General features: G+C 24.9%; 7 protein-coding genes. 4 read left to right on the forward strand and 3 right to left on the reverse strand.

Features of this window, described 5'->3' with window-relative positions; all coding sequences use genetic code 11:
* The first annotated feature begins 28 nt into the window (after positions 1-28).
* From ACZ5RS_RS09970 to ACZ5RS_RS09980, 3 genes are all read left to right on the forward strand, one after another.
* A complete protein-coding gene (locus ACZ5RS_RS09970; protein WP_464634978.1) occupies positions 29-1,021 on the forward strand; it encodes an alpha/beta hydrolase in 993 nt (330 codons plus the stop codon).
* An 86-nt stretch (positions 1,022-1,107) separates the two neighbouring features.
* The gene (locus tag ACZ5RS_RS09975) at positions 1,108-5,283 is read left to right on the forward strand and encodes an NACHT domain-containing protein (protein WP_464634980.1); all 4,176 of its coding nucleotides are present in this window, start codon (positions 1,108-1,110) and stop codon (positions 5,281-5,283) included.
* Positions 5,284-5,320: 37 nt separating this feature from the next.
* Positions 5,321-7,414: a beta-glucosidase gene (locus tag ACZ5RS_RS09980; protein WP_464634982.1), complete on the forward strand. Its 2,094-nt coding sequence runs from the start codon at positions 5,321-5,323 to the stop codon at positions 7,412-7,414.
* Positions 7,415-7,470: 56 nt separating this feature from the next.
* On the opposite strand, the gene ACZ5RS_RS09985 is transcribed toward ACZ5RS_RS09980, so the two are convergent.
* Together ACZ5RS_RS09985 and ACZ5RS_RS09990 are read right to left on the reverse strand one after the other, a co-directional pair.
* Complete coding sequence (locus ACZ5RS_RS09985) at positions 7,471-9,093, reverse strand: formate--tetrahydrofolate ligase (protein ID WP_464634984.1); 1,623 nt, start codon at positions 9,091-9,093, stop codon at positions 7,471-7,473.
* A 194-nt stretch (positions 9,094-9,287) separates the two neighbouring features.
* Positions 9,288-9,803: a cysteine hydrolase family protein gene (locus ACZ5RS_RS09990; RefSeq protein WP_464634986.1), complete on the reverse strand. Its 516-nt coding sequence runs from the start codon at positions 9,801-9,803 to the stop codon at positions 9,288-9,290.
* A gap of 178 nt (positions 9,804-9,981) precedes the next feature.
* Here ACZ5RS_RS09990 and ACZ5RS_RS09995 point away from each other — a divergent pair, with 178 nt between their 5' ends.
* Positions 9,982-10,467 carry a RelA/SpoT domain-containing protein gene (locus ACZ5RS_RS09995; RefSeq protein WP_464634988.1) on the forward strand — a complete coding sequence of 162 codons (486 nt, stop codon included), beginning with the start codon at positions 9,982-9,984 and terminating at the stop codon, positions 10,465-10,467.
* Between the two features lie 201 nt (positions 10,468-10,668).
* On the opposite strand, the gene ACZ5RS_RS10000 is transcribed toward ACZ5RS_RS09995, so the two are convergent.
* On the reverse strand, positions 10,669-12,540 hold the full coding sequence (locus ACZ5RS_RS10000) for a DNA/RNA helicase domain-containing protein (RefSeq protein ID WP_464634990.1): 1,872 nt from the start codon (positions 12,538-12,540) through the stop codon (positions 10,669-10,671).
* Positions 12,541-12,605: the final 65 nt, after the last annotated feature.

Below are 12,605 nucleotides of genomic sequence, written 5' to 3' on the forward strand. Positions count from 1 at the left end.
TTTAGTTAAAAAAATAGAAAAGGTTCTTATGAAGAAAAATAAAAATCCTAGAAAGTCATTTAAGAAAAGATTTTTAAAAGTTTTACTGTTTATTTTTATAGTAATAGTAATTTTTAATATTATTGGTGCTATTTTGCATGTAACTTATTTTAAAAATAAAGTTGAATCGATTACTCCCTATGGTGATATGGTAGCAGTGTATGATGGACAAATGCATATATATTCTATGGGAGAAGGGGATAAAACAATAGTATTACTTCCTGGAATGGGTGTTGCTTTGCCTTCTGCTGAATTTGGTCCATTAATGAGAGAATTAAGTAAAAAATATAGAGTCGTTTGTATTGAATATTTTGGTGTAGGTTTTAGCAGTGAAACTAATAGAGAGAGATCTATAGATAATTATGTTCAAGAAATAAGAAAAGTTTTAGATCTAGAAGGTATAAAGCCTCTATATGTATTAGTGCCACATTCTATATCAAGTGTATATAGTGAATATTATGTATCAAAATATCCTAATGAAGTTGAATCAATTATCTCTCTAGATGGAACATCAACCGCTTATTATCAAGAATTGCCTAAATTTGTGAATAAATTATTAGGAGTTGCAAAACTACAACAAAATAGTGGGTTTAGTTCTATTATTTCACTCTTAGCTACAAACAGAAAAGATTTATTATCAAAAGGTTATACTGAAAAAGAAATTAACGATATGATTTATTTCTCAGGGTTTAGTGTAAATAATAACCTACTCAGTCAAATGGCAAACTCTGCCCAGTATGTAAAAGATACAATGGATTTGGCTTACCCCAATACAATCCCATATTTTAAAGCTATTTCAAAACAAACTTATGAAACTAAAAATAGTCAAATAAAGATTTCTCCTCAAGAATATCAAATGGAACACTTGAAAAGACTTTCAAATAATGTTGATTATGAAATATTAGAAGGCAATCATTTTATCTATCTGAACAATGTTAAAAAGATTTCAGAAATAGTCGATAGGATCCTAAGTGATAATTAGTTTTTATATGAAAATATTTTATTAAATTAAATTTATAAATATTAAATATTGACAAAAGCCGTATACAAAAAGATACTAAAGACAGAATGAAATCAAAAGCAATTATAAGATATGCATTATCAAATCTTAATCAGACAAATAAAGGTGATTATAGTTTTGAATTATTATGTTCAAAAATAATTCCAAAAGTAATTGATTCAGATTTTTTATCTTCTAGTGGGTTAAGTGCTGGTGGTGATGGCGGAGTTGATGGTTGGACATATCGAATTGATGGTAAAAAAAATATTAAATATGCCTTTTCAATTCGAAAGGATTTTGATAAAAAAATTAAAGAAGAATTAATGCATTCTATTTCTGGTTCAGATAAATATAAACAGATAATATATTTTACAAATCAAGTTATTAATGAGAAGGAAAAACAAAATATTTATTCTAATTATAATAATGAATCTTTTGAATTAAAAATTTATGACTTAGAAAATCTAGTAGAAATTATAATTAAGAATCCAACTTTTGGTACTTATATAGATCTTCCAAAAGTTGAAGCCTCTATACAAATAGAGTATTTAAAGAATCATAATCAGTTTGTTCTTGAAAAAGAAGAAATAGCAAAATATATTCAAAGAGAAATAAAGAAATTTGATTCAAATTTAAATCAATATATTTCAATTACTATAAATGATTTTTTTTCTAGTTTACCAATTTTTACAATATTAGAAGCAGATGCGGGATGTGGAAAGACTGGGTTTTTGAAACAAATACATCAAAACATTTTAAATGAGAATCTTATTTGTTTTTTCCCACCAGTGTATGTAGATTTAAAATGCTATACAAAAAATAATTTGTTAAATTATATTGAAAGCAATCTTTCTATGAATGGTGATTATATTTTTGGTGATGCTTTATTATTATTGGATAGTTTTGATGAAGTCCCTCCAGAAAATCAAACTTGTTTAATAAATGAAATAGGTCAACTATTTTTAAATAATCCATATAAAAGAAAAATTATAATTTCTACTAGAACTAATTCATATGATAAAAATAAGTTCGATATATTTGATATAAAAATTAATATTATTAAGCTTGTTGATTTTAAAATAGATGATGTAAATAATTTAATTGAGCAAAAAATTCAGAATGATGAACAAAAAAAATTAATGATTAACTATTTTGATACAAATAATTTATATAATAATATTTTTATAATATCAAATATTATTGAAAATTATAGAGATAAAGATTTTATTGATAAGGATCTGATTAGACTTCTTGAGAATATTTCTAAAAAAGAAATTAAATTAATTAATAGAAATAATAATAATCAATATGAAGATTTTGAAAGTTTAGCTTTATTTATGATTTTACAACAAACTTCGTACTTAACTGAGATTGATTTACTAAAAAGCTTTGGAATAAATCTTGATATAAAGCAATTTTCATTTAGTCATAAGAATATTTTAGAATTTCTAGCTGCAAAAAAAATTTCAAAACAGAATATTGAAACAATAATTGATTTAATTTCTTATAATAAAGTAATCCCAAACTTTTTAACAAATACTATTGGATATTTATTAAATATTCTTATTTCAGATAATGAATTGTATTTCAAGTTTAAAGAATTATTAGATTTGATTTTGATAAACGATGATAATATATTGAAATTAACATTAATTGAATCTGATAAAATTTCTGAAGAAGTTATTAATCAAATTATAAAATCAATTTTAATTTCTAATTCATTATATTTAAGATATAGTGAAATCCCAAATTCTTTAATCTCATTTATAATTAAAAATAAATATAAAGAAAAGAATATAGATTTGGTTATCGAAACTATATGTAAAGAGAAGAATATTAGGAAAAAAGTTTTTGCAGTTTCATTATTAAAAAAAATAACAAGATATGGTAAAAATATTTCCAAAAACCAAAAAATAATTCTTTTTAATTATGTTTATAGATTATTAGAATATGATAAAGTAGAGATTGAACAGTATTTGATTACTGATTTGTCATACATTTTTGCTAATTTAGATTTATCACAGGAAATAGAAAAACATATAATACTTGAGTTTTGTTTTAAATTAATCAAAATGACAGATTTAAGTAGTACTATAAATAATATTTGTAAAATACTATTTATAAATAAAATAAAATTTAATAAAAGGATATATTTTAAAATATTATCATTTATAGTTTGTAATTGTAATTCTTATGGAGGAGCATATACTGTTCCACAAGAAATTAATGATGATACATATTTTGAACCTATGCATATTATTTTTTGGGAAAACTATATAGACCTAACAAATGAGTATTTGTTAAAAGATTCAAAGATTATTTGGCAAGTTATTGAGAAATTAAATATTAAAAGGATAGAAGTTTTTTCAAATGATTCTAGTTTTAAAGAATTAATTGATAAATTTAATCAAGCTTTTGAAAAAGAAATTACTAAAAAACCTTTTGATGGTTATAAATTTGAGCTAATAATAAAATGGATTGAAATTAATAAATCAATTGGTACTTTTGAGCAAATTTGGGATATCCTAATTCAAAATTGTAATACGATTATAATGAATAAAATTTCAATGAGATTAATTTTTAATGATAGCATTTTCTTTATTGAAAAATTTATTTTAGATTATTATGTTAATAGTATTGTTATATCAAAGGAAACTTTTCTAGTATTTAAAAAAGAATTTTTATATTCCCAAGATTCTAATTTGAAAAACTTTTTTGAACATTTTATTTATAATATAGATGAAAAAACACCTATTTATGATATTGTCTTGAAAAATATTCCTAAATATTTGCTTCAAAGAATAAAAGCAAAAAATGAATTAGTTACTTATGAACAAATCAAACAAATAAAAGAAAAAAAATCAAAAATTGATTATTCAATTATTTTTAATAAGACAGATTTAATTTTAGAAGTGAAAAAAATTTTTTTGTATTTTAATGTTGAAACGTTGACTATGGATAAATATTCTAATCAGTATTTTAAAAATAAATTATTAAATTTTAATTTATTTGCTACATATTTATTACAAGAAGAATTAAGGTTTGAAGAAAAAAATTATATCAGTTTAGAAAAATTAGTAGAAATTATTGAAAACTCTTGGGATATTAATTTTATTGGTTTTTTTCTTGATTATAATAAACTATATTATTTAGATATTAATATAATAAAAGAAGAGGAACAAAATAAAATAAAAGAATGGTGTTTAAAAATAATATATGAACAGCCTTTATTATCAATTGATAATAGATTGTTAAAGATTCATTGGACTTTAAGCTATGTTCTTGAGAATTTTAATTTTTTAAAAAATGATAATAATTTTAAAGAAAAAATAAAGGGCAAAATATTTAATCTTATTTTTTTAGGTTGTTCAATTGAATTTTTATTAGATTATATATTGGAAGATAATATTATTGAATATATTTCTGATAATTTACTTAAAGCAATTAATAGAAATTTTAAAATTTGGAAAATTTGTGATTATTTATTAAGTACGAAATATGTTATTAAACCTTACCAAAATGAAAAGTTTAAGATAATTTTTTCTAATTATATTAAATTTCATATTGATGATGAAAATTATTTTTATGAGATATATAATGTATCTAGAAAATTTGGCTTTAAAATAACCGATTTAGATAATAATTTAATAGCTAAAAATCTTAAATTGGATAATAAAAATATTGGCTTAAGAAATAACTATTGTTATGCATTTTATAATAATATAGCGGAATTAAATGATTATGAGCTTAATTATTTGTTAGAAGCTACACTTATTGCTTATAATAATTCTAGTAATGAATTTTTAAAAAAAATACTTGCAGAATATTATATTGCTTATAAAAAAGATAAACATAGTGGACAGGTTTTTGAATATTATGCAAATTATTTATTGGAAAATGATTCTCATTCTATGAGTGAAAGGTTTTGCAATTTTGATACTTTTTTACGAACTTCAGACTTTGTCCATTTAGAATTAGTTAATAAATTATATGAGTATTCATGGTATAAGCAAGAACCTAGTGAAAGACGAAATGCAATTAGATCTATAGCAATTAATTCATATAAAGAAATTGGAGAAAATATTAAAACTCAGGAAGAATTAGATGTTTTACTACAAAGTATCATGAGTCTTGCTAATAATGGTCATTCTTATCTATATAAAATAATTAAAGAAATTAGTGAATCTTTTGCAAAAAAACATTTACATGTTTTTAGTGTTGAGGACATATTACAGTTAGAATAAATTATCATAATAGAAATGTTTAATTTAGGAGTAAATTATGGATAGAAAACAAAAATATGCTTTTCAAAAATTAATGATTGGCACTCATATGAGATTAAAAAAGAAAATTGAAAAGAAAGATATAAAATGTGAATATAGTGTTGATGAGCTAATATCTAAAATGACTTTAGATGAAAAAATAGATTATATTTCAGGTATTAATGATTTCTGTATTCGTGGTATTGATAGATTAAATTTAAAAGAAGTATGGACTACCGATGCAAGTGCAGGGGCAAGAGGTTGGGATGAAGAGGTTACTATATTCCCATCTCCAATTGCAATGGCAGCAACTTTTAATAGAGATTTAATTTCTAAAGTCAGTAGTTCTATTTGTAAAGAGACAAAAGCTGTTGGAGCTTCAGTACTTTTAGCTCCTGGTGTTAATATTGCTAGAGTTCCAACGTGTGGAAGAAACTTTGAATATTTTGGTGAAGATCCTTATCTATCTGGAGAAATGGCTAAAGCCTATATTGAAGCTGCAAATAAAGTTGGAGTAATTACTACTGTAAAACACTTTGCCTGCAATAATAGTGATTATGATAGACATAAAGCTGATAGTGTTGTTGATGAAAGAACTTTACATGAAATATATTTACCCGCTTTTAAGAAAGCAGTAGATTGTGGCACTAATAGTGTAATGACAAGCTATAATTTAATAAATGGAACATATGCAAGTGAAAATGAATATTTAATAGAAAAAGTATTAAAGAAAAAATGGGGCTTTAAAGGTTTTGTAATGTCCGATTGGACAAGTGTTTATTCTACAATTAATGCAGTTAAACATGGAATTGATTTAGAAATGCCTAAGGGGGTGTGGTTTTCTAAAGATAAAATTAATAAGGCTCTAGAAAACAAAGAAATTAGTGAAGAAGATATTACTAATAAAGTTAAAAATATATTAACCATTTTAGATAAAGTTGGAGTTTTAGATCATGAAGTAAATGAACTAAATTATGAATTACATTCAAAGGAGGCTCAAAATGTAGCTTATAATACTGCTTTAGAGTCTATAACTTTATTAAAAAATGATAACAATCTTCTACCTTTAGATAAATCAAAAATTAAAAGCGTTGTAATTTTAGGGAAAAATAGGGATGCTATTCCATCCGGTGGAGGCTCATCTCAAATAATTGCTAGAGTTGAGATGATAAGTTTTGAAGAAAAACTAAAATTAGAAGGGTTTGAAGTAAAAAGCTTTGGAAAGAAATGGTATAAGAAAAGTAAGAAATATGAAGCTGTTAAAAAGGCAGATTTAGTTATAATTAAATCAGGATTTGATGGAGTTGATGAAAGCGAGTGTTATGATAGAGATTATGAGATTGATAAAAAAGAAGTAAAAGGTATATTAGAAGCCAACAAATTAAATAAAAATACTATTACAATTATCAATTCAGGCGGGGCTTTTGATCCCAGTTGGATTAAAAAATCTCCAACACTTTTACTATCATATTATTTAGGAGAGAAAGAATCTCTTGCTCTTTACGATATAATCTTTAATAAAATAAGTCCTAGTGGACGACTTCCTTTTACTATTGCTAAAAAATTCTCAGATTGGGAGAGTTATAAAAATTATTACAGTGATTATAATAAATACTCACTAAAAAGAGTTCAAAAAGGACAAGGCGATCCTAATGTTAGAAAGCCTAAAAAAATAGAGTATAAAGAAGGTTTATTAGTTGGGTACAGGGATTTTAGAACAAATAATAAATCTGTTGCTTTTGATTTCGGTTTTGGCTTAAGTTACTCTGCATTTAAATATTCAGATTTTGTTATAAATAAAGAAAAAGATATAGTTAAAGTAAATTTTAACTTAGAAAATATTGGTGAATTTGAAACAAATCAAACATCTTTTGTTTTTGTTCATGCTATCGATAGCGGGGTTTTTAGAGTTGAAGAAGAATTAAAAGGCTTTGAAAAAGTAAATTTAAAACCAAAAGAGAAAAAGAATATAACAATTGAATTAGATTCTGATGCTTTTAAGTATTATGACGTTGAAAAACACGATTGGGTATTAGAGCCATGTAAGTTTGAGATTCGAGTTAATTCAAGTGCAAATAACATTGAATTAAGCGATGTAATTGAAATAAAATAATAAATTACTTTTATAAACATTAAGGATCTAGTTTGATGCTAGATCCTTATTTATAATTAATACTCTACGGTTTCCTCTTCCATCTTAATTGCTGATGGAACTTTTCCAAGACCAGGCATAGTCATTACAGTTCCTGTTAATGGAATTACAAAATTAGCTCCAGCCGATAAATTAACTGATCTAACTGTTATAGTAAAATCTTTAGGCACTCCAAGTATTTTTGGATTATCTGAAAGTGAATTAGGTGTTTTAGCAATACATACATAAGAGTTTGTAAATCCCATTTCTTCAAATTTCTTAATTTGTTTTTCTGCTTTCTCTAAGTATTTTACTCCTTTAGCACCGTATATGGTTTTAGCAATAGTATCTATTTTTTCTTTAATTGGTGAATTTAATTCATATATAGGTTTATAGCTAGATTTATCAGTATTAATCATTTCTACAACTTTGTTTGCTAAATCGATAGTTCCATCTCCACCTTTAGTAAATCCATCTAAGAAGGAAACAGTATAGCCTTCATTTTTACACCAAAGTGTTAATGCATCAATTTCTTCTTTTGTATCATGATCAAAATGATTAATTGCTACGATTATTGGAATATTATATTTTTTTACATTCTCAATATGTGCTTTTAAATTATCAACACCTAAAAGTAATGCTTCAACATTTTCTTTTTCAAGGTCATTATATTGAACTCCGCCATGCATTTTAAGAGCTTTTACGGTAGCTACTACAACAGCACCAGAAGGTTTAAAATCTCCTTCTCTACAAGCGATATCTAAGAATTTTTCAGCTCCTAAATCTGCTCCAAATCCAGCTTCTGTTATAGTAATGGGAGCTAATTTCATAGCTAGTTTTGTTGCTAAAATTGAATTACACCCATGAGCAATATTCGCAAAAGGACCACCATGAACTAAAACAGGGTTATGTTCAAGTGTTTGTACTAGATTAGGTTTTAAAGCTTCTTTCATTAATTTCATGACTGCATTTGATACATTTAAATCAGCAACAGTAACTGGTTTTTCATCATAAGTATAAGCTACAATTATTTTTTTAATTCTTTTATGAAAATCTCTAGAATCATGTGCTAAACATAAAATAGCCATTAATTCAGATGCAACAGTTATAACAAAATGATCGTCTCTTTCAACACCATTACACTTACCAATACCCACTTTTATGTTTCTAAGGACTCTATCGTTCATATCTAAGGCTCTAGTCCAAACAACATGATTAGGATCTATATTAAAAGGATTTCCTTGATAAATTGAATTATCTAATACTGCAGCAATTAGATTAATAGAAGAGGTAAGTGCATGAATATCGCCTGTAAAATGAAGATTGATTTCATCCTTTGGCGCGATGGATGCTAGTCCCCCACCAGTTGCACCACCTTTTAGTCCAAATACTGGGCCCAGGGAAGGTTCTCTAAGACATAACATAGCTTTTTGATTTATTTTACCCATACCTTCAGCAAGAGCAATAGCAGTTGTGGTTTTTCCCTCTCCAGCCTTTGTTGGAGTTATGGATGTAACAAGAACTAATTTTCCATTTTTTTTGTCAGCTAATTTCTCATTAATAGCTGGATCTATTTTAGCTTTATATCGACCATAAGGTTCAATATATTTTTCTTCAATACCTATACTTTCTGCAATCTCTCCAATTGGTAAAAGATTCATGAAGTACCTCCTTAAAGGCTGTGATTATTATGTTTTGTAATATACCACAACATAATAAAAACATTCAAAGGGGTTTTTTATAAAAAACAGAGTTTTTGCAACAATTTGTTTAATATTTATTATTATTTTGTTGCAAGAATATAATATAATTGTATTAAAATGTAATAATGCAACAAAAATGAAACAGTTAACTGTTAAATTATATCTATTTGGCACATTTTCATAGCTTCAATAGCTCTATTATGACTTTCAGGAACAACTCCTGCACATAATTTTTCTTCAACATAAATTGGAATGTTTGGAAAGTTTGCTTTCATAAGTAATGCATTAGATATAACACAAATATCTGTACATAAACCAATTAAAGTTATACTTTCAATATTTTCTTTCTCTGCTAAATCTTTCATATATGCTTCAAGTTCAACACTTCCAAAAGTAACTTTATTAAATGGTTCTTCTTTTATATAGGGGAGTAACTTATTAGTAATTTGCCAGCCTTTAGTTTTTTCAATGCAATGAGGAACGGGAAGGTGTTTTCCTTCTTCTGTTTCCATATAGTTTTTTTGATGAGTATCACGAGTAAATAAAACTTTCCCATCAAAGTTTTTTACTTTGTCTACAACTCCATCCACTATATCAATAGCTTCAGCCGTTCCAAGAGCTCCATCAATAAAATCATTTTGCATATCAATAACTAATAAAACTTTCATAATAATCCCTTTTATACTTAAAATATAATTTAAGTATATATTCTTCATTTTAATTGGTCTATTAAATATAAAAAGTTCAATGTATATATGAAGAATTTATTATATTTATATTTCTTTAATTACTTAACATAATATGATATAATTTTTTATTGAAGATTCATGACAATAAGGAATTTTTATGCCTAAACAAGAAAATAGTTTATCTGAAGCTGAGTTAGTTCAAATAATTGAAGATTATAAAAAGAATCTTAAAGAATACAAGAATTATTGTGAATATTTATTAAATGAATTAAATGAGATTTCTGATATACATTTAATAAATTTTCGTGTTAAAGATCCAGCTCATTTAAGAGCAAAAATAATTCGAAAGAATAAAGAAAATAGAAATATTAATTTATCAAATTATAGGACTGAAATAACTGATTTAATTGGAATAAGAGCTTTACATACCTTTAAAGATGAGTGGGAAAATATTGATAAATATATTAGAGGTCATTTATTTCCATATGAGAAAATTGCTTATATTAGAGAGGGTGATAGCAATCAAGATTTTTTTAAGAATTGTGATTTTATTGTTAAAAAACATAAGTTTGGATATCGTTCCTTACATTATACCTTTAAAACAAGTGAATTAAATTTTGATATTATAGGTGAAATAAAGTAAGAACCATTTTTGAAGAAGCTTGGAGTGAAATTGATCATAGAATAAGATATCCGGAGTATACAGATAACAAAATTATTGATGAATATTCATTAATATTAAATCGTTTAGTTGGTTTGGGTGATGAAATGGGTATGAATTTAAAAAATATAAAAAAGGATATTATTACATAAGTTAAGTTTTTATTTTTTAAATATTTTTTGATTAATTAATACAATCTTTAAAATAATTTGAAAGCTTTTTATCTGTACAATAAATATAACAGCCTTTTAATCCTCTAGTCATTAAAGTTCTATAAGTATTTCGAATAATTAAATCAACTTTATTAATTGCGTCTAAATTGTTTTTCTTAGCTAGAGTTTTAATTCCATTTAATGATTTATCAGATTTAGCTCTTTTTGTAAAATCAGTGATTACTTGTCCATTTTCATATCTCAAATCATCTCCTATAATTACTCCAACATAATTAAATTCAAGACCTTGGCAAGTATGAATACATCCAATTTGATTTATTGAAGTATCATCGATTGCAAAAGGTAATTTACTACTATTTAAATTCCATTTCATTTCGAAATTATCAATTTTAATGTCATTAGGACCATTTGTTGGATCCTTTTTACTAGCCCATTCCCAGCAATATCCAGCCACTAATCTAGATTTATTATCGACATTATTTTTATTTACTATAGCTTCTCTTAAATCATTAGGATTATCAAATATCTTAAAATCATAAGGAATTCCTTTTAAAGAAAAATTTGCTGTTTCTTTTATTTGTAGAGTGTTATCTATCCAAGATAGGTATCCATCAGATCCACCACATCTAAATTGGCTGGTTAATTCAGTCTCAAAGCATAATGCATTTTCTATATTTGCCCAGTTTTTAATTTCAGCTATAGATCCAATATCTTGTGCTGTAACAACTTGCTCTTCATCAATGAAAAAAACTGAAGTTTTTGCAGCTTTGATAATTTCTTTTATTTGATTTTCACCTTTGTTTTTAAATATTCCAGATTTTTCATTTAGTCGATGAGCTTCATCACAAATTAATAAGCCATAGCTATTATTTATAGCATTTATAAATGACCCAGATCCAAGAAATAAACCTTTAATATAACTTGAAGTTAAATGTTTTCCTTTTAGCTTTTGATAAAAAACTTCTCTTGGTGCTGTATTTTTTGTTACATAAGATGAATAAATACCTAAATTTATTGCTTTAACTAACAAATTAATAGCTACTACGGTTTTTCCTGTACCAGGTCCACCTTTTACAATTATTACTCTTTTTCTATTGTCTTTATATGATTGATTAGTTAAATCTATGATTTGTTCGAAAATTACTTTTTGTTCATCAATCATAATAAATTCTGGATTATTATTTAGCATTGATAGTATGCAATCTTGAAGAGATTTTGCAGGATATAATTCGCTCTGTTCAATTTTTTCTAATGTTAGAAGTTTATCACCATATTTAATATGTTTTTTAATATACGATTTTAATTTTTCTCTATCAGTAATAGTAAAAATTGGAGCTTTTTTTAATATATTATCAAATTTTTTATCTATTAATGGATCCTTATTTTCCAAATAGTAATTATGTAAATATGCACAAGGCGTTAATTTTATTTCTTTTTCTTGAATATTTAGATTACTATTATTTAATAATTCAGTATAAGACCAAACTTGATAAGACGGGTGAGTAACAATTCTTTCACTACCACCTAAATGTGTTTTTACTACATCTTCTTGATTTAGAACATTATCTACTTTATTCCATTGCTTTAATTCAATAAAAATAGCTTCCATATTTTTTGTTTCATTAAACCCAGATAAAATAAAATCAACTCTTTTAGAAGTAGATGGGATATTATATTCTATAGCTATTCCTGTATCATTAGGAATTTCATTATCATCAATAATGTCTTTCATATTTCTTAAAGAATTATACCAAGAATTTAATTCACTATTTCCTGTTTTTCTATGCATTTTTTTTTGAATTTGTTCTTCAATTAATTTTACATATAATCCAGAATTTATATCATTAATAAAGCCATTTTTTGTGTTTTCATAGATAATCATTTGTCTTCCTAGTTAAATAAGTTGCAGTACATAACATTCTACTAAAGGGTATTATAGAAATAATA

The organism is Pleomorphochaeta caudata, from assembly GCF_055395745.1.